At 71.5% G+C, this 18217-nt stretch carries 20 protein-coding genes and 3 tRNA genes; 18 read left to right on the top strand and 5 right to left on the bottom strand.

Features of this window, described 5'->3' with window-relative positions:
• The first annotated feature begins 248 nt into the window (after positions 1-248).
• The 14 genes from KV381_RS22425 to KV381_RS22490 all read left to right on the top strand — a co-directional run bounded on the left by KV381_RS22425 (position 249) and on the right by KV381_RS22490 (position 13217).
• Positions 249-683 (top strand): NADH-quinone oxidoreductase subunit A, encoded by a 435-nt coding sequence (locus KV381_RS22425; RefSeq protein WP_218787282.1) that lies wholly within the window; start codon positions 249-251, stop codon positions 681-683.
• Positions 674-1381: an NADH-quinone oxidoreductase subunit B gene (locus KV381_RS22430; protein WP_218786080.1), complete on the top strand. Its 708-nt coding sequence runs from the start codon at positions 674-676 to the stop codon at positions 1379-1381. The genes KV381_RS22425 and KV381_RS22430 overlap by 10 nt, the downstream gene beginning before the upstream one ends.
• Positions 1378-2805, top strand: coding sequence for an NADH-quinone oxidoreductase subunit C (locus tag KV381_RS22435; protein ID WP_218786081.1), 1428 nt, complete (start codon positions 1378-1380; stop codon positions 2803-2805). Before KV381_RS22430 ends, KV381_RS22435 begins: the two co-directional genes overlap by 4 nt.
• A complete protein-coding gene (locus KV381_RS22440; RefSeq protein ID WP_098024540.1) occupies positions 2802-3767 on the top strand; it encodes a complex I subunit 1 family protein in 966 nt (321 codons plus the stop codon). The genes KV381_RS22435 and KV381_RS22440 overlap by 4 nt, the downstream gene beginning before the upstream one ends.
• Complete coding sequence (locus tag KV381_RS22445; protein ID WP_218786082.1) at positions 3767-4357, top strand: NADH-quinone oxidoreductase subunit I; 591 nt, start codon at positions 3767-3769, stop codon at positions 4355-4357. The genes KV381_RS22440 and KV381_RS22445 overlap by 1 nt, the downstream gene beginning before the upstream one ends.
• The gene (locus KV381_RS22450) at positions 4354-5028 is read left to right on the top strand and encodes an NADH-quinone oxidoreductase subunit J (RefSeq protein ID WP_218786083.1); all 675 of its coding nucleotides are present in this window, start codon (positions 4354-4356) and stop codon (positions 5026-5028) included. The genes KV381_RS22445 and KV381_RS22450 overlap by 4 nt, the downstream gene beginning before the upstream one ends.
• Positions 5028-5474, top strand: a complete 447-nt coding sequence (nuoK, locus tag KV381_RS22455) for an NADH-quinone oxidoreductase subunit NuoK (protein WP_218786084.1) — start codon at positions 5028-5030, stop codon at positions 5472-5474. Before KV381_RS22450 ends, nuoK begins: the two co-directional genes overlap by 1 nt.
• Positions 5471-7471 (top strand): NADH-quinone oxidoreductase subunit L, encoded by a 2001-nt coding sequence (locus tag KV381_RS22460; RefSeq protein WP_030628578.1) that lies wholly within the window; start codon positions 5471-5473, stop codon positions 7469-7471. The genes nuoK and KV381_RS22460 overlap by 4 nt, the downstream gene beginning before the upstream one ends.
• Complete coding sequence (locus KV381_RS22465; protein ID WP_218786085.1) at positions 7468-9159, top strand: NADH-quinone oxidoreductase subunit M; 1692 nt, start codon at positions 7468-7470, stop codon at positions 9157-9159. Before KV381_RS22460 ends, KV381_RS22465 begins: the two co-directional genes overlap by 4 nt.
• Positions 9156-10742, top strand: a complete 1587-nt coding sequence (locus KV381_RS22470) for an NADH-quinone oxidoreductase subunit N (RefSeq protein ID WP_218786086.1) — start codon at positions 9156-9158, stop codon at positions 10740-10742. Before KV381_RS22465 ends, KV381_RS22470 begins: the two co-directional genes overlap by 4 nt.
• Positions 10743-10858: 116 nt before the next feature.
• Complete coding sequence (gene mscL, locus KV381_RS22475; protein WP_030084272.1) at positions 10859-11317, top strand: large conductance mechanosensitive channel protein MscL; 459 nt, start codon at positions 10859-10861, stop codon at positions 11315-11317.
• 276 nt (positions 11318-11593) lie between these two features.
• The gene (htpX, locus tag KV381_RS22480) at positions 11594-12457 is read left to right on the top strand and encodes a zinc metalloprotease HtpX (RefSeq protein ID WP_030084274.1); all 864 of its coding nucleotides are present in this window, start codon (positions 11594-11596) and stop codon (positions 12455-12457) included.
• Positions 12454-12846: a YccF domain-containing protein gene (locus KV381_RS22485; protein WP_030084275.1), complete on the top strand. Its 393-nt coding sequence runs from the start codon at positions 12454-12456 to the stop codon at positions 12844-12846. Before htpX ends, KV381_RS22485 begins: the two co-directional genes overlap by 4 nt.
• A 98-nt stretch (positions 12847-12944) precedes the next feature.
• A complete protein-coding gene (locus KV381_RS22490) occupies positions 12945-13217 on the top strand; it encodes a GlsB/YeaQ/YmgE family stress response membrane protein (RefSeq protein ID WP_030084276.1) in 273 nt (90 codons plus the stop codon).
• Between the two features lie 21 nt (positions 13218-13238).
• Here the strand turns inward: KV381_RS22490 and KV381_RS22495 are convergent, their stop codons facing one another.
• The 3 genes from KV381_RS22495 to KV381_RS22505 form a co-directional block, all read right to left on the bottom strand.
• Positions 13239-13877 (bottom strand): alpha-ketoglutarate-dependent dioxygenase AlkB, encoded by a 639-nt coding sequence (locus KV381_RS22495; protein WP_181008095.1) that lies wholly within the window; start codon positions 13875-13877, stop codon positions 13239-13241.
• 57 nt (positions 13878-13934) lie between these two features.
• Positions 13935-14474, bottom strand: coding sequence for a methylated-DNA--[protein]-cysteine S-methyltransferase (locus KV381_RS22500; protein ID WP_030084280.1), 540 nt, complete (start codon positions 14472-14474; stop codon positions 13935-13937).
• Positions 14475-14672: 198 nt separating this feature from the next.
• Positions 14673-15161: a YajQ family cyclic di-GMP-binding protein gene (locus tag KV381_RS22505; protein WP_010056669.1), complete on the bottom strand. Its 489-nt coding sequence runs from the start codon at positions 15159-15161 to the stop codon at positions 14673-14675.
• Positions 15162-15327: 166 nt separating this feature from the next.
• Between KV381_RS22505 and KV381_RS22510 the strand changes: the two genes are divergently transcribed.
• Positions 15328-15409, top strand: a tRNA-Tyr gene (locus tag KV381_RS22510).
• A 100-nt stretch (positions 15410-15509) separates the two neighbouring features.
• Here KV381_RS22510 and KV381_RS22515 read toward each other — a convergent pair.
• On the bottom strand, positions 15510-16166 hold the full coding sequence (locus tag KV381_RS22515; protein ID WP_030084284.1) for an SDR family oxidoreductase: 657 nt from the start codon (positions 16164-16166) through the stop codon (positions 15510-15512).
• Between the two features lie 34 nt (positions 16167-16200).
• Positions 16201-17496, bottom strand: a complete 1296-nt coding sequence (locus tag KV381_RS22520) for an amidohydrolase family protein (RefSeq protein WP_030628595.1) — start codon at positions 17494-17496, stop codon at positions 16201-16203.
• 255 nt (positions 17497-17751) lie between these two features.
• Between KV381_RS22520 and KV381_RS22525 the strand changes: the two genes are divergently transcribed.
• The 3 genes from KV381_RS22525 to rpmG all read left to right on the top strand — a co-directional run bounded on the left by KV381_RS22525 (position 17752) and on the right by rpmG (position 18195).
• Positions 17752-17824 (top strand) — tRNA-Thr (locus tag KV381_RS22525).
• 45 nt (positions 17825-17869) lie between these two features.
• Positions 17870-17942, top strand: a tRNA-Met gene (locus KV381_RS22530).
• An 88-nt stretch (positions 17943-18030) separates the two neighbouring features.
• Positions 18031-18195, top strand: a complete 165-nt coding sequence (gene rpmG / locus KV381_RS22535) for a 50S ribosomal protein L33 (protein ID WP_003956487.1) — start codon at positions 18031-18033, stop codon at positions 18193-18195.
• Positions 18196-18217 lie beyond the last annotated feature (22 nt).

Below are 18217 nucleotides of genomic sequence, written 5' to 3' on the forward strand. Positions count from 1 at the left end.
ACTCCCGCGCGTACAGAACGGGCACGTGGGACCGATGCGGCCGAAGTGGCGGCAGCAGCGGTGGACGAAACAGCACGGCAAAGCAGCAGACAAAGCAGCAGACAAAGCAGCGGACGAAGCGGCAGACGAAGAGGGAGCGAGGGGCGGACGTGGCCGACGTTACGGACGTGACCGGCGTGGCGGACGCGACGGGAACGACCGGCGTGTCCGGCGCGTCCAGCGGTACGGGTGTCCTGGGCGGCCAGGGCGTGCAGGCCGTCCAGGGCGTTCCGGGTGTCCCCGGTGTCCCGGCGGACGGATCCATCGCACTCGCCTCGGAGTACTTCCAGAGCTACTCGGTCATCGGCCTGCTCGCCCTGGTCGGCGTCCTGTTCGTCGCCGTGGCCTTCGGGGCCGGGCGACTGCTGCGCCCCGTCGTCCCCACCCCGGAGAAGCTCCTCACCTACGAATGCGGCGTCGACCCGGTCGGCGAGGGCTGGGCGCACACCCAGGTCCGCTACTACGTCTACGCGTTCCTGTACGTGATCTTCGCGGTCGACTCCATCTTCCTGTTCCCGTGGGCCACGGTGTTCGCGGCGCCCGGATACGGCGCGACGACCCTGGTCGAAATGTTCATCTTCCTCGGCTTCCTGGCCGTGGGACTGCTCTACGCATGGAAGAAGGGCGTCCTCGCATGGGCCTGACGAGCCGGCCGACTCCCGCCCCCGAGTCGCAGCAGCCCGCGCCTCCGTCCCCGCCCCCGTCCGATCCGGTCCTGCTCCCCGAGCCCAAGCGCCTGGGCGTGCTCTCCCGGCTGGCGCCGGAGCCGATGAAGGTCGTCCTCAACTGGGGCCGCCGCTACAGCCTCTGGGTCTTCAACTTCGGACTCGCCTGCTGCGCCATCGAGTTCATCGCCGCGTCCATGGCACGCCACGACTTCATCCGGCTCGGCGTGATCCCGTTCGCCCCCGGACCCCGGCAGGCCGACCTCATGATCGTTTCCGGCACGGTGACGGACAAGATGGCCCCGGCCGTGAAGCGGCTGTACGAGCAGATGCCCGAACCGAAGTACGTCATCTCCTTCGGCGCCTGCTCCAACTGCGGCGGTCCCTACTGGGACTCGTACTCCGTCACCAAGGGCGTCGACCAGATCATCCCCGTCGATGTGTACGTACCCGGCTGCCCGCCCCGGCCCGAGGCGCTGCTCCAGGGCATCCTCAAGCTCCAGGAGAAGATCGCGCGCGAATCCCTCGCCGAGCGGTACGCCTCCGGGGCGACGGGCGGCGGCGGTCCGTCCACCGAGGCTCTGCGCAGCGGTTTGGTCGCCGCACCGGCACCGGCACCGGCACCGGCACCAGCTCCGGCACCGTCTTCGCGACCGGACGGGGAGGGGCGGCGATGAGCGACCGCGACCAGCACGCGGAATCCGCGGTGGCCGAGGCGGCCGTGGCGGCAGAGGCGGCCGAGGCGTTCGACCGGCTGCCGGACGCGGTCACCGACCTGTTCGGCGACGAGGCCACGGCGGAGTCCGCGTACGACCTGCTGACCGTCGACGTCCCCGCCGCCGCCTGGCTCACCGCGCTGCGGACCGCCCGTGACGCACTCGGGTGCACCTACTTCGACTGGCTCAGCGCCGTGGACGAAGCGGGCGTCGGCTTCCGCGTTTGCGCCCATGTCGTGGCCCTGGGCACGGGTACGGTACGGCGGCTGATGGTACGGACGACCGTGCCGCACGACGCGGCGGCGCTGCCCAGCGCCATCGACGTGTATGCGGGCGCGGCGTGGCACGAGCGCGAGACGCACGAGATGTTCGGCGTCGCGTTCGACGGCCACCCCCACCTCGTACCGCTGCTCCTGCCGGAAGGCTTCGAGGGCCACCCGCTGCGCAAGGACTTCGTCCTGGCCGCACGGGTCGCCAAGGCCTGGCCCGGGGCGAAGGAACCGGGGGAGCCGGCGGAGGGCCACACCGGCCCCAAGCGTCGCGCGATGCTCCCGCCCGGGGTTCCCGACCCGAACGAATGGGGCCCGCTGAAGGGCCAACTCCCCCCAGCAGCCGCCCGCCCGGCCCGAGCCGCCCGCGCAGCGGCCGACCGCCCACCCCGCCGCACGCGCACGGCGAGCGAGGGCTCAGCGGCGCAGCGCCCCACGCCGCCGCCCGGCGCGGAAGCCGCTCCGCCGTCCGGTGCGGCTGCGCCCGGCGCGGATGGCCCCGCGGTGCCCGGTGCGCAGGCCCCCACCCCCGCGTCTCCGGAGACGCCCGAGGCCCTGGAAACACCCGAGGCACCGGGAACGCCTGCTGCGGCCCGCCCGCGCCGTTCCCGGTCCGCGTCGGAGAGGTCGGCGAGCCAGCGCCCGGAGCCGGACGGGCCGGGTACCACCCCTGCCCGGCCTGCCCGCCGTTCCCGGTCGGCGTCCGACGGCTCGGCCAGCCAGCGCCCTGAGCCGGCCGAGTCGCCCGCGCCCCCGCCGGCCGGCCCCGAGGGCCCGCCGTCGCGTCCGCCCCGGGTGCGCAGCACGGACGCCCCGTGGCACGACGCGCAACCGGCCTTCGGCGAACCGGAGGGCCCGGAGCCCGACTCCCCGGACGAGCCTTCTCAGCCCCTCCGGCGTTTGAGGAGCGGGGGCACGGGGGCGGAGCCCCCGGTTCGGGAAGGGGCGGGCAGGGGAGAAGCCCCGCGCAGCGGCCCCACCCCCACCGAAGCCACCCCCTCCGAAGCCACCCCCACCGAAGCCACCGACTCCGAAGCCGAATCCGCCCCCACCCCCGACAAGCCCACCCCCGACAAGCCCACCCCCGACCACCCCGCCGGAGGCGATCCCGAGTGAACGACGTACTCGACGTCGCCCTCCGCCTGGCCATCGTCTTCGTCGTGTTCCTGGTCGCCCCCCTCCTCGTGGGCCAGACAGAACACAAGGTGATGGCCCACATGCAGGGCCGCCTGGGCCCCATGTACGCAGGCGGCTTCCACGGCTGGGCCCAGCTCGTCGCGGACGGCGTGAAGTTCGCGCAGAAGGAGGACGTGGTCCCGGCAGCCGCCGACCGCCGCGTCTTCCAGCTCGCCCCCGCCGTCGCCCTCCTCCCGTACCTCCTCGTCCTCGTCGTCATCCCCGTCGGCCCCGAAGGCGCGGTGGGCCAGGCCGTCGACGCGGGGATCTTCTTCGTGCTCGCCGTCATGGGCATCGGCGTCCTCGGCTCGCTCATGGCGGGCTGGGCCTCCGCCAACAAGTTCTCGCTCCTCGGCGGCCTCCGTACCGCCGCGCAGCTCCTCTCCTACGAGCTGCCGATGCTCCTGGCCGCCGCCTCCGTGGCCATGGCGGCCGGTACGGTCTCGCTCACCGGCATCCTCGACGCCTTCGCGTGGTGGTGGCTGCCCTGGCAGATCGTCGGCGCCCTGGTCTTCTTCGTGGCCGGTCTCGCCGAACTCCAGCGCCCGCCGTTCGACATGCCGGTGGCCGACTCCGAGATCATCTTCGGTGCGTACACCGAGTACACCGGTCTCCGCTTCGCCCTGTTCCTCCTCGCCGAGTACGCGGGCATCGTCATCCTCTGCGCCCTGACCACCGTCCTCTTCCTCGGCGGCTGGCACGGCCCGTTCGGCGCCGACGGACTCGGCTGGCTCTGGACCCTCCTCAAGACCGCCCTCCTCGCGTTCGTCGTCATCTGGCTGCGCGTCAGCTACCCGCGCCTGCGTGAGGACCAGTTGCAGAAGCTCGCCTGGACCACCCTCGTCCCGCTCGCCCTCGCGCAGATCGCGCTGACCGGCATCGTGAAGGTGGCGATCAACTGATGCCCCCGATCCCCGGATCCGGCCTGGCCAAGGGCCTTGCCGTCACCCTGCGCACGATGACGAGGAAGACCGTCACCGCGCAGTACCCGGACGCCCAGCCCGAACTCCCGCCCCGCTCCCGCGGCGTCATCGGGCTGTTCGAGGAGAACTGCACGGTCTGCATGCTCTGCGCCCGTGAGTGCCCCGACTGGTGCATCTACATCGACTCCCACAAGGAGACGTCGCCGCCCGCCGCCCCCGGCGGCCGCGAGCGCAGCCGGAACGTCCTCGACCGTTTCGCCATCGACTTCTCCCTCTGCATGTACTGCGGCATCTGCATCGAGGTGTGTCCCTTCGACGCGCTGTTCTGGTCGCCGGAGTTCGAGTACGCGGAGACGGACATCCACGAACTCACCCACGAGCGCGACAAGCTGCGCGAGTGGATGTGGACCGTTCCGGAGCCGCCCGCCCTCGACCCCGGGGCCGAGGAGCCGAAGGAGATCGCCGCCGCCCGCAAGGCCGCGGACAAGCTCGCCGCCCAACGCGCACAGGAGCAGCAGGAACAGCAGGAACAGCAGGAACAGCAGAACGAGAAGGGAGGAACCCCGTGACGCTGCACACCGCACCCCCTCTGCTCACCGCGACCGCCGCCGCCACGGGCAACCACCCCGGTTTCCTCTCCCCGTCCGGCGTGGAGATCGCGTTCCTCCTCGTCGGCCTCGCCACCCTCGGCGCAGCCGTCATCACGGTCACGACCAAGCAGCTGGTGCACGCCGCGCTCTGGCTCGTCGTCGCGCTCGGCGGACTGGCCGTCGAGTACCTCCTGCTCACCGCGGAGTTCATCGCCTGGGTGCAGGTACTGATCTACGTCGGTTCCATCGTCGTCCTCCTCCTCTTCGGCCTGATGCTCACCCGGGCCCCCATCGGCCGCTCCCCGGACGCCGATTCGGGCAACCGGTGGGTCGCGCTCGGGGTGGCCGCCGCCGCGGCGGCCGCTCTCGTCTGGGTCGCGGTCGACGCCTTCCGCACCACCTGGATCGACCTCGACGGGCCGGCCCAGGGCTCCACCGAAGTCACCGGCGCCTTCCTGTTCCGGAACTGGGTCCTGCCCTTCGAGGCGCTCTCCGTCCTGCTGCTCGCCGCCCTCGTCGGCGCGATCGTCCTGTCCCGCAAACGCGACACGGACACAGACACGGGAACGGGAACGGACACCACGCCCGGCCCCGGCCCGTCCGGCACGCCGGGCACCACCGCCCGCCCCGGCAAGGGGGAGAAGCGCTGATGCACCTCGCCTATCCCGCCGTACTCGCCGCCCTCCTCTTCTGCATCGGCCTCTACGGCGTCCTCGCCCGCCGCAACGCGATCCTGGTCCTGATGTCCGTCGAGCTGATGCTCAACGCCGTCAACCTCAACCTCGTCGCCTTCGACGTCTGGCTCCGCGACACCCTCCACTCCGGTCAGGCCCTCACGCTCTTCACCATCGCCATCGCCGCCGCCGAGATCGGCATCGGCCTCGCGATCGTCCTGGCCGTCTACCGCAACCGGGGCACCTCCGACATCGACCGGCTCCGCGACACCGCCGAGACCGACGAGGCGGAGACGCTTCCCGACACGGCAGAGACCGACTCGGCAGAGACCGACACCGCGGAGACCCGCGACGCAGCGACGGCCCCCGGCCAGGTGGACGGGAAAACAGGAAAGACCAAGAAGGCAGAGGCCACCACGTGACCACCACGACCCTCGCCGCCCTCGTCCCCCTCCTCCCGTTCCTCGGCGCCCTCGCCGGGCTCGCCACCGGCCGCACCGCCCCCGGCTTCGTCCGGCCGCTGGCGATCCTCCCGACCCTCACCGCGGCCGTACTCGCCGTGCTCGTCGCCGTCCGCCAGGGCGGCGGCCGGGCCATCGACGCCGCGACCCAGCTCACGCCCACCGGCTCGGTCCCGATCGATCTGGCCCTGCACCTCGACGGCTTCGCCGTGCTGGTCGCCGTCCTCGTCACCGTCGTCGCCACCTGCGTACAGCTCTACTCCACGGCCTACCTCCGCGACGACGCCCGCTACCCCTCCTACGCCGCCCTCGTCTCCCTCTTCACCTCCGCGATGCTGCTGGTCGTCTACTCCGGCGACCTGATGGTGCTCCTGGTCGGCTGGGAGATCATGGGCATCTGCTCGTACTTCCTCGTCGGCCACTACTGGGAGACGCCCGAAGCCCGGGCCGCCTCCCTCAAGGCCTTCCTGGTCACCAAGCTCGGCGACGTCCCCTTCCTGATCGGGCTGTTCGCGCTCGCCGCCGACACCGGCAGCTTCCGGATCACCAAGATCCTCGCCGCCGTCGGCAACGGCGGACTCGACCACCCCACCCTCATCGCCCTGCTGCTCCTCGCGGGCGTCGCGGGCAAGTCGGCGCAGTTCCCCCTGCACACCTGGCTGCCCGACGCGATGGCCGGCCCCACCCCCGTCTCCGCGCTCATCCACGCCGCGACGATGGTCGCCGCCGGCATCTACTTCGTGGCCCGCCTGCTGCCCGTCTTCGCCGCCTCCGGCGCGGCGCTCGTCGTCCTCGCCGTGATGGCCGCCGTCACGATGATCGGGTCCGGGCTCGCCGCCCTCGCCCAGGACGACATCAAGCGCGTCCTCGCCTACTCGACGATCGGTCAGCTCGGCTACATGTCGGGCGCCCTGGCCGTCGGCGACCGGGGCGCCGCCGTCTTCCACCTGATCTCGCACGGTGCGTTCAAAGCCGTCCTCTTCCTCGCCGCGGGCGTCGTCATCCACGCCGCCGGCACCAACTCACTGGCCGCCATGTCCCGGATGGGCGGCCTGGCCCGCCGTATCCCGGACGCCTACTGGACGATGACCGTCGCCCTCCTCGCGCTGGCCGCCATCCCGCCGTTCGCCGGCTTCTTCTCCAAGGAAGCCGTCCTCGTCGCCGCCGAGCACACCGCCCTCGGCGACCGGACCGTCGCCCCGGCCGCCGCCGGCTGGACGATCCTGATCGCCGGGCTCCTCGCCGCCGTCCTGACCGCCGCCTACGCCGTACGCCTCTGGCTCCTCGCCTTCCGCGGACGCGGGGCCGAAGTCCCCGACCACGGCAGGCAGCCCCTCGCCATGACCTCCGTCCTGTGGATCCTGGCCGTCCCCACCATCGGTTTCGGCCTCACCGTCGGCATGCTCGGCGACTGGTTCGACGGACACGCCCTCACGCCGTCGCTCACCACCGCCGTCCTCTCCACCGGCGTCGGCCTCGTCGGCGGCCTCGTCACCTACGGCGCGTGGCGGCACACCACCGCCCTCGCCGCCCGCACCCCCATCGGCGCCGTCGCCGCCCACCCCGGCGCCGAACCCGCCCTCGTCGAAGCCGAGGCCATGACGTCCCACACCGCCGCCTACGGCACCATCGCGGACGCCCCCGACCCGGCCGACCCCGGCAGGCTCCTCCTCGGGCCCCTGCACCGCCACGCGGTCACCGGCTTCCACCTCGACGCCCTGTACACGGCGCTGTTCGTCCGGCCCGTCCAGGAAGCCGCCCGCCTCGTCCGCTTCCTGGACCGCGCGGTCATCGACACCTACGTCAACGGATCGGGCGCCGTCACACGCCTCCTCGGCACCGCCGTCCGCCGGGCCCAGACCGGCAACGTGCAGACCTACGTCAGCGCCCTGCTCGCCGGGTCACTCGTCCTGGCGATCGCCGCCGTCGTCTTCGCCAACGTCAACGCGGGGTCGTGACCGTGATCGATATCAGTGCGTCCGTGATGCAGTTCCTTCTGGCGTTCATCGTCGTCGCCCCGCTCCTCGGCGCCGTCGCGGCCCTGCTGCCCGCCCCGCCCGGGCTCAAGGGGAAGAACTCCGACCAGGCAGTGCTCCGCCACGGCGTGACCGTCACCGGCGCCGTCCTCGTCGCCGCGATCGTCCTGGCCGTCGGCTTCGACCACGACCACCCCGCCACGATGCAGGCGACCACCGACATCAGCTGGATCCCGGCGCTCGACGTCCGCATCCACCTCGGCATCGACGGCATCTCACTCCCCCTCCTGCTCCTGACCGCGCTGCTGACCTTCCTCTGCGCGCTGTACAGCTACTTCAAGCTGCCCGCGGGCCCCTCACCGAAGGCCTTCGTCGCCCTCGTCCTCGTCCTGGAGTCCGGCACCCTCGCCACCTTCGCCGTCCTCGACCTGCTGCTCTTCTTCCTCGCCTTCGAGATGGTCCTCATCCCGATGTACTTCCTCATCAATCGCTGGGGCGGCGGCCAACGGCAGGCGGCCGCCTGGAAGTTCATCCTCTACACGCTGCTCGGCTCGGTCGTCATGCTGCTCGGCCTGCTCCTCATCGGGCTGAAGAGCGGCACCTTCGACATGGTGGCACTCGCCACTGACAACGGCCGGGGCCTCACCACATCCGTGCAGGTCATCGCCGTCCTCGCGATCGGTGTCGGCCTCGCCGTGAAGACCCCGATGTGGCCCCTGCACAGCTGGCTCCCCGACGCCCACACCGCCGCCCCCACCGTCGGATCCGTGCTCCTCGCGGGCGTCCTGCTGAAGATGGGAACGTACGGATTCGTCCGGATCCTGCTCCCCGTCGCCCCCGACGGCATGCGGACCTTCGCGCCCTACCTCGCCGCGTTCGCCGTCGTCGGCATCGTCTACGGATCCCTCGCCTGCCTGGCGCTGGCCCGTACCGGCGCCAAGGGCGACCTCAAGCGGCTCATCGCCTACTCGTCCGTCGGCCACATGGGCTTCGTCCTGCTCGGTATCGCCACCATGACCCCCACCGGAGTCAACGGCGCGCTCTTCGCCAACATCGCCCACGGCCTCATCACCGGCCTGCTGTTCTTCCTGGTCGGCGCCATCAAGGACCGCTACGGCACCGCCGACCTCGACACCCTCGCCGGAGCGACCGGGGCCGCCCTCTACGGCCGGGCCCCCCGTCTCGGCGCGCTGCTCGCCTTCGCCGCCATCGCCTCGCTCGGGCTGCCCGGACTCGCCGGATTCTGGGGCGAGATGCTCACCCTGTTCGGCGCGTACAGCCCAGCCGAAGGCCTCAGCCGGCCCGCGTTCCGCACCTTCATGGCCATCGGGGCGTTCGGCACCCTGCTCACCGCCGCGTACATGCTCATCGTCGTCCGGCGCGTCTGCATGGGCGAACACCCGCCCCACTCCCGGCTGTCGCCCGACGACCGGGCCCCGCGAACGGCCGACGGCCCCGAGCCGTCCGCAACTCCTGACGGCTCCGAGCCGTCCGCAACCGCCGGAGCCCGGCCGGCCACCACCCCGCAGCTCGCCGACATCCGGACGTACGAAGCCGTCGCCTGGACCCCGCTCGCCGCGCTCACCGTCCTCGCCGGCCTCTGGCCCGCCGTCCTCCTCGGCCTCACCGACCCGGCCGTGCAGCAGCTCCTCGCAGGAGGCAAGTCGTGACCGCGGACCTCGCCACCACCGCCGGAAGCCTCGTCGCGTACACCGCCGCGGCCGACGCCCCCAGCCTCGTCCAGTCCATCGACTGGCTCGCCATCGCGCCTCCCACCCTCACCGCGCTGGCCGCCCTGGTGGTCCTCGTCGCCGACCTGTTCCTGCCCGCGCACCGCAAGCGGCTCCTCGGCTACGGCACCCTCACCGCGCTCGCCGCCGCCCTGGCCCTGCTGCTCCCCCTGCGCGCCGGGGACCGGGCCACCTTCTGCGTCACCACCGGCACCCGGGCCTGCAGCTACACCGCCGACCACTTCACGCTCGTCATCCAGGCCCTCGTCCTCGGCGGCGCGTTCCTCATCGTCCTGCTCTCGCTCGACGACACCCGCAAACTGCCGGCGGGGGAGTACTGGTTCCTGCTCCTGGCCTCCGCCGCCGGGGCCGCCCTGCTGCCCGCCTCCCGCGACCTCGCCACGCTCGTCGTCGCCCTGGAAGTCGCCTCGCTGCCCGCGTTCGCCCTCGTCGGCATCAAACGCGGCGACCGGCGCTCCTCCGAGGCCGCGCTGAAGTTCTTCCTCTCCTCCGTCGTCGCCACCGCCGTCATGCTGCTCGGCGTCAGCTTCGTGTACGCGACCACCGGCACCCTGCACCTCACCGAGATCGCCGTCCGCCTCGACGACGTGTCCCCGGTGCTCGACACCCTCGCCAAGACCGGAGTCGCCCTCACCCTCGTCGGCTTCGCCTTCAAGACCGCCGCCGCGCCCTTCCACTTCTGGGTCCCCGACACCTACGTCGGCGCCCCCCTCCCGATCGCCGCCTATCTCTCCGTCGTGGGGAAGGCCGTCGGGTTTTCGGGGCTCATCCTGGTGACCGTCATCGCGTTCCCCTCCTATGCCGACGTCTGGGGGCCCGCCCTCGCCGTCCTGGCCGCGCTCACCATGACCGTCGGCAACGTCGCGGCACTCCGCCAGCGGGCCGACCGCGCCCGCAGCGCCGTCCGCCTCCTCGCCTGGTCCTCGGTCGCCCAGGCCGGCTACCTCCTGGTCCCGATCGCCGCCGCCGCGTACTCCAGCGACCAACAGATCGGCTCCACGGTCGCGTACGCCCTGATGTACGCCGTCGTGAACCTGGGCGCGTTCGCGGTCGCCGCCCTCGTCGCCCGTACGCACCCCGGCAACCGGCTCTCCGACTACCGGGGCCTGTACGCCACCCGGCCCCTCGCGGCCCTGGCGCTCGGCTTCTTCCTGCTCTGCCTGGCCGGACTGCCGCCCGGCATCATCGGGCTCTTCGCGAAGGTCACCGTCTTCTCCGCGGCGGTCGACGCGGGCCTCGGGTGGCTCGCCGTCGTCATGGCCGTCAACGTGGTGATCGCTCTCTACTACTACCTTCAGTGGACCGCGATCCTCTTCCGTACGCCGGACGGAGCCCCGGAAACGGCCGAGGAGGCCACCGGCGCCGCGGCGTCCGCCCCGTCGCGCCGATTCCGCGCCCCCGCCCCTCTCACCACGGCGATCGTCCTCACCGCCGTCGCCGGAATCCTGCTCTCCGGGGTTCCGCAGACCGTCCTGCGCTTCGCCTCCGTGAACCTTTTCTGAGCCCTCCCGGGCCCGCAAGATCGGTTTGCCCACGGCCCCCGCCACAGGGCATGGTCTTGGCTGCGCACGTCACGTAAGAGGCGTGGACGTGTCAAGGACAAGAGGGAGAGAGAGCAGTGCTGAACGGGTTCAAGGACTTCATCCTGCGCGGGAACGTCATCTCCATGGCGATCGGTCTCGCGGTCGGGGCCGCGTTCACCGCCGTCGTCACGGGCTTCAGCAACGCCTTCATCACCCCGCTGATCGGCCTCGCCACCCGCGGCACCGGCGACTTCAGCAAGGCCTCCTACACGGTCGACGGCGTCAAGTTCCCCTACGGCCTCTTCGTCAGCGCCACCATCGCCTTCCTGATCACCGCAGCGGTTCTCTACTTCTGCGTCGTGGTCCCCATGGCCAAGGTGCAGGACCGGTTCGCCAAGGAAGAGGCCGTCGACATCAAGGCCGCCCTCCGCGACTGCCCGCGCTGCTTCAGCCAGATTCCCGCCGTCGCCTCCCGCTGCGGCCACTGCACCAGCGAGGTCGAGCCCGACCCCGAGGCGCTCTCCCTCGCCAAGCTCCCCGCACAGCAGCACTGACCGCACAGCAGCACCGACCGCACAGCGGTACCGCACCGCCCCGCACCACCCCGCACCATCAGGACGGCCCGCCGCCACCCGTACGGCCCAGCGTCACTCCGTACGGGGCCGGGGGCCCGACCGGCGCGAACACGCGGCACAGCCCCCGCCCTCCGGCCGCACGCACAAGGGAACTAGGTCCTCTCGCCTGGCGTTGACCAGTACGGGAGGCTCCACTGGGGAGTGGAGCACCACCATGCAAAGGGTTCCCCTGCTGCACCACTTGGAGGGCGTACCGTGCACCGCCGGCACAACGGGCTGAAGACCGCCGTACTCCTCGGGGGACTGTCCGCACTCATCATCGTCATCGGCAGCTTCTTCGGACGTACGGGACTGATCGTCGCGCTCCTGGTCGCCGTCGGCACCAACGCGTACGCGTACTGGAACAGCGACAAGCTCGCCCTGCGGGCCATGCGCGCCCGCCCCGTCAGCGAATTCGAGGCGCCGCAGCTCTACCGCACGGTCCGCGAGCTCTCCACGGCGGCCCGTCAGCCCATGCCGCGCCTCTACATCTCCCCGACGCAGGCGCCCAACGCGTTCGCCACCGGCCGCAATCCGCGCAACGCCGCCGTCTGCTGCACCGAGGGCATCCTCCAGATCCTCGACGAGCGCGAGCTGCGCGGCGTCCTCGGTCATGAGCTCAGCCATGTCTACAACCGGGACATCCTCATCTCGTCCGTCGCCGGAGCGCTCGCCTCCGTCGTGATGTTCCTGGTCAACTTCGCCTGGCTCATCCCGGTGGGCCGCTCCAACGACGACGAGGGGCCCGGCCTCCTCGGCATGCTCCTGATCATGATCCTGGGGCCGCTCGCCGCGTCCGTCATCCAGCTCGCCGTCAGCCGCTCCCGGGAGTACGAGGCCGACGCCTCCGGGGCCCAGCTCACCGGCGACCCACTGGCTCTCGCCAGTGCGCTGCGCAAGCTCGACGCCGGTACGAAACAGCTCCCGCTGCCGCCCGAGCCGAGGATCGAGACCGCGAGCCACATGATGATCGCGAATCCCTTCCGTCCCGGTCAGGGGATGGCGAAAATGTTCTCCACCCACCCGCCGATGGCGGAGCGCATCGCCCGACTAGAACAGATGGCAGGTCATCGCCCGTGAAAACCATCCTGAACATCATCTGGCTGATCCTCTGCGGATTCTGGATGTTCCTCGGCTACTTGCTGGCGGGCGTCCTGCTCTGCATCACCATCATCGGCATCCCGTTCGGCGTGGCCGCCTTCCGGATCGGCGTCTACGCCCTCTGGCCGTTCGGCTACACCGTCGTCGACCGCCGGGACGCCGGCTCGCCCTCCTGCGTGGGCAACGTCCTCTGGCTGGTCCTCGCCGGATGGTGGCTCGCCCTCGGCCACATCACCACCGGCATCGCGCTGTGCATCACGATCATCGGCATCCCCCTGGGCATCGCCAACTTCAAGCTGATCCCGGTCTCCCTCCTGCCCTTCGGTAAGGAGATCGTCCCCACGGACCAGCCCTTCGCCACCCGCTAGTCCGCCGAGTCCGCCGATTCCGGCGAACGCGAGAGCAACCGAACACCTGCCCGCCGCGTCTTGGATTTCACGACGAAACAAGGGGTAGGTGCAGCGACATGGGCATCATCAGTTGGATCATTCTCGGCCTGCTCGCCGGACTCATAGCCAAGATCCTCCTCCCGGGACGCGACCCGGGCGGCATCATCGGCACCACCCTCATCGGCATCGCCGGGGCCTTCGTCGGCGGCTGGCTCTCCAGCCAGTTCCTCGACCGCCCCATCAGCAACGACTTCTACGACACCGCGACCTGGATCGCCGCCATCGCCGGCTCCCTGGTCCTGCTGATCGCCTACCGGCTGCTGTTCGGCAACTCCCGCGACCGCCGCTGACCGGGGGCGAGCCCCGCCTTCCTACGCGTCCTCCGACGCCATCCCGGTCTCCCGCAACGTCACGTTCAACCGGCCGGCCCGCAGCCCCGCTGCCGGGTCGGCCGTTCCCGCGTACACCTTCGGCACCCCGTGGAACGCGTAACGCGACGGCCCGCCGAAGACGAACAGATCCCCGGACGCCAACTCCACGTCCGTGTAGGGCTGCCCGCGACCTTCCGTGTTCCCGAAGCGGAACACGCACCTCGCCCCGATGCTCAACGACACCACAGGAGCGCCCGACCGCTCCTCCTTGTCCTGATGCATACCCATGCGCGCCGTGTCGTCGTAGAAATTGATCAGTGCGGTGTCCGGTGTGAACGCCGCCGCCGCGCCCTCGTCGCCGTACGCCTCCGCCACCGCCGCCCGCCCCAGATCGCCCAGCCACTCCGGGAACGGGGCCACCCGGGCGCCGTTCACGTCGTCCGCCGTCCGCGCGTACCGGTACGGCTGCCAGTGCCACCCCAGGCACACCGTCCGCACCGACATCACCCCGCCGCCCGGCAACACCGTGTGCCGCAACGGGACCGGCCCCCGCGCCCACCGACGGCACGCCGCCACCAACTCCGCCCGCTGCTCCACCGAAAGCCACTCCGGCACGTGCACGGCACCCGGCGCGACCACCCGGCGCGGCCGCCGGAACAGCCCGTCCGAGGAGGGCGGAAGCCCGTGCGCCACGGCTCAGCCCGCCAGAGCTTCGACGCCTTCGATCCCCAGCAGCAGCTTCTTGCGCTTCAGGCCGCCCGCGTACCCCCGCAGCGCCCCGTCCGCCCCGATCACCCGGTGGCACGGCCGCAGGACCAGCAGCGGATTGCGCCCGATCGCCGTGCCCACCGCCCGTACCCCCGCGCCCGAGGCCCCGACCTGCGCCGCGACCTGGCCGTACGACACCGTGCTCCCGTACGGGATCGACTCCAGCACCGCCCAGACCCGCCGCTGGAACTCCGTGCCCGCGCCCTCGGCCACCGGTACGTCGAACCGCGTCGAGCGTCCCGCGAAGTAGGCCTCCAGCTGCCGGGCGACCTCCGCGAACGCCTCAGGGGCGTGCCTCCAGCCGTCCTGGACGACCACGCCGCCCTTCTGACCGGGCATCGACAGCGACCGCAGCCGGACACCTCCGGCCCCGGCCGCATCCGGCCCGTCCGCCACCGCCGTCTCCTCGCCGACCAGCAGCAACTCGCCCAACGGGCTCTCCACCCGTGCGTACACCGTCGTCGTCATGCCTTCTCACTTCCCCGGTCCGTACGGCCAGTCTGCGCCCCGTCCGCCCACCACCACCGGCGGTATTCGGACATCGCATCCGCATGCCCCGCCCGGCACGACCACACGGGCCGGAAACACGAAGAGGCACGCCGTCGAGGTCGGCCTCGGCGGTGTGCCCCGTTGCGTGCGGCAGTCGACTGCCGTGACTGCCGGTGACTACCGGTAGTTCACGAACTGGATCGCGAACTCGAAGTCCTTGCCCTTCAGCAGCGCCTGAACGGCCTGGAGGTCGTCCCGGCTCTTCGAGCTGACGCGCAGCTCGTCACCCTGGACCTGCGCCTTGACGCCCTTCGGGCCCTCGTCGCGGATCGTCTTCGCCACCTTCTTGGCGTTCTCCTGGGAGATGCCTTCCTCGATCGTGGCGAAGATCTTGTACTCCTTGCCGGAGAGCTGCGGCTCACCGGCGTCCAGCGACTTCAGCGAGATCCCGCGCTTGATCAGCTTGGACTGGAAGATGTCGAGGATGGCCTTGACGCGCTCCTCGCCGTTCGCCTCCATCAGAATCTTCTCGCCCGACCACGAGATCGAGGCGCCCGTGCCCTTGAAGTCGTAACGCTGGGAGATCTCCTTGGCGGCCTGGTTGAGGGCGTTGTCGACCTCCTGCCGCTCGACCTTCGAGACGATGTCGAAACTGGAGTCGGCCATGACGTGTGGCTCCTTGCGTCGAATGTGCGTGGGGATACAGGCCAAAGCCTAGCCACCGCCGCACACTCCGGGCGCTGATCAATGAGGTGGCGGAGCACCCCTGGCCATCGGGTATTGTTTACGTCGTCGCCAAGGAGCTCACCACGAGATCCAACGCGTCGTTCGAGGCGGTGTGCCCGAGTGGCCAAAGGGAGCAGACTGTAAATCTGCCGGCTCAGCCTACCCAGGTTCGAACCCTGGCGCCGCCACGCGAACGAAGCCCCCGACCGGATATCCGGTCGGGGGCTTCCTCGTTGTCCGGGCGGTGTTGTCCGGGCGGGCGTTCCCGTCGCCGAGTCCCGGTGCGGATCAGTTGCCCGCGACGTCCTTCACGGCCACCGTCACCGGCACGTTCCCGGAGATCGCCTCCAGGGTGAGGCCCGCCGTCGCCGGGGTGTCCAGCAGTTCCAGCAGCGTGGCCGCCACATCGTCGCGGGGGATCGGGCCGCGGCCCGTCGAGGCGGCCAGCAGGACCTGCCCGGTGCCCGCGTCGTCGGTCAGCATGCCGGGGCGCAGGATCGTCCAGTCCAGCGCGGTACGGGCGCGTACGTCGGCGTCGGCGGCGCCCTTGGCCCGGAGGTACACGTCGAAGACCTCGTCGCCGGGGTGGTCGGGGTCGGCGCCCATCGAGGAGACGACGAGATAGCGGCGGACGCCCGCCGCCTCGGCCGCGTCGGCGAACAGCACGGCCGCGTCGCGGTCGACGGTGTCCTTGCGGGCGGTGCCGCTGTTCGGCCCCGCGCCCGCCGCGAAGACGGCCGCGTCCGCGCCGCGCAGCACCTCCGCGGTCTGCTCCACGGTGGCCGATTCGAGGTCCAGCACGGCGGGTTGGGCGCCGGCGTCGGTCAGGTCCTGACTCTGTTGGGGGTTGCGGATGATCCCTACGGCTTCATCCCCGCGTGCGGCGAGCAGCCGCTCCAGCCGCAGTGCGATCTGTCCGTGTCCACCTGCGATGACAATGCGCATATCTCCGACCGTACGCCCGGGGGCGGGCTCCCGCTCAGTTCCTGGGCCCGGAACCGGAGTCGGGTCGTCCCTGGCGCGGAAGGCCGCCGAGGCCGGCGGTGGCGTCGGCGTCGGAGTCGCAGTACTCGCGCACGGCGCTGGTGCGGGCGACGACCCGGCCGCGGTGGATGACGATGCGGCTGTAGGCGAGGGAGAGCACCGAGGAGAGCCGCTCGCCCCGTACGGCGAGGAGTTCGGCGGGAAAGCCCGCCTCGACGCGTACGTCGGGAAGGCCGAGGACCGCGCGCGCGGTCGTGGAGACCAGGGCGTACGCCTGTTCGGCGCGTAGCCCGGCCTGGGAGGCGAGGAGGTAGGCCGCTTCGAGCGGATCGCCGCGGCCGACCGGGTTGGCCGTGTCCCGCAACGCGCCACTGCCCGCCGCGACACGGACGCCGGCGGAGCGCAGCAGGCGTACGGGGGCGGTCGTACGGCGCTCCGCACCGGCGCAGCCGCCCTGGGGCAGGCAGACCACGGTGATCCCGGCGGCGGCCAGCCGGTCGGCGGCGCGGGTCGCGGCGTCCAGCGGCAGATGGGCCAGACCGGCGCACGGGCCGAGGGTGACACCGGGGCGCAGACCGGCGGCCATCGCGGCGAGCCGGGCCAGCCGGGCGGGGTCGTCGCCGTCGGTGTGCAGGTCCACGGGGCAGCCGTGCTCGGCGGCGATCTCCAGGACGGCCTCGGTGTAGCCCGTGGGGTCCGGGTCGAGGTCGGGGCAGCCGCCGACGACGGCCGCGCCCATCTTCACCGCGTCCCTGAGCATCGCGAGGCTGTCCGCCCCGGCGACGCCGGTGAGGATCCGGGGGACCGCGACGGGCATCACGTCGGCGAGGCCGCGCAGGGCGCGCCGGGTCTGCAGGACGGCTTCGAGCGGGACGAGGCCCTGGACGTCGCCGACGCGGACGTGGGTGCGCAGGGCGGTCGCGCCGTGGCCGAGCTGGAGGAGCGCGGCCTCGGTGGCGCGGCGCTGGATGTCCTCGGCGCGGTGAGAGGCCGGGCCCGGGCTGTCGGGGCCCGCGCTGTCGGCCGTGAGGGCGGTGTCGCTGTGGGCGTGGGGTTCGGCCGGGGCGGGGAGCAGGAGATAGCCGCGGAGGTCGATGCGGGGGCCGCGGGCGGTGAGGCTGCCCGCGGTGCCGACGGCCTCGATGCGGCTGCCGCTCAGGCGTACGTCGACGGCCCTGCCGTCGGCGAGACGGGCGCCGCCGAGGACGAGGGCGGGGGTGTCGGCGGTGGTGGCCGCGTCGGCGCTGTCGGGCGCGTTGTCGTCGGGCCGCCGTGGCTGGCTGTCAGGCATCGCGCTCCTGGGAGGGGTGCAAGTTCACACGGAGTGACCACACCCTAGGGGCGTGCGGGGGCGGCTTCCGGGAGGAGCGGAATAGTCGTACCGGTGCGCCTGTGCTGCCGGCCGGCCGGGCCCGGTCCTGAGGCGGACGCGGCCTGGATCAAGGCCTGATCAGGGGGTGTGGACGGCCCCGGGCGGAGGGCCGGAGCGTGCGGAACAAACGGATTTGGGCAACCGGCGGGGGACCGTGTAATGTCTTCATCGCTCGCCCCAATAGCTCAGTCGGTAGAGCGTCTCCATGGTAAGGAGAAGGTCTGCGGTTCGATTCCGCATTGGGGCTCTGGTGATCGGGAAACCCCGCTTCGGCGGGGGGACTCATCATCAAAGCGGTGTAGCTCAGTCGGTAGAGCAAGCGGCTCATAATCGCTGTGTCACCGGTTCAAGTCCGGTCACCGCTACTAACGGTAGCCGATTGTTGGGTCGGTCCTTCGATCGGCTACCCTTTCATGCGTTCATCCGTCCAACGTCCGTCCAAGGAGCACTCACGTGGCTGCCACCGACGTCCGCCCGAAGATCACGCTGGCCTGCGTGGAGTGCAAGGAGCGGAACTACATCACCAAGAAGAACCGGCGTAACAACCCGGACCGTCTTGAGATGAAGAAGCACTGCCCGCGCTGCAACTCGCACACCGCGCACCGCGAAACGCGCTGAATCAGGCTCGTACACGAGGCCG

Source organism: Streptomyces sp. WY228 (genome assembly GCF_019287315.1).
Classification (GTDB): Bacteria; Actinomycetota; Actinomycetes; order Streptomycetales; family Streptomycetaceae; genus Streptomyces; species Streptomyces caviscabies.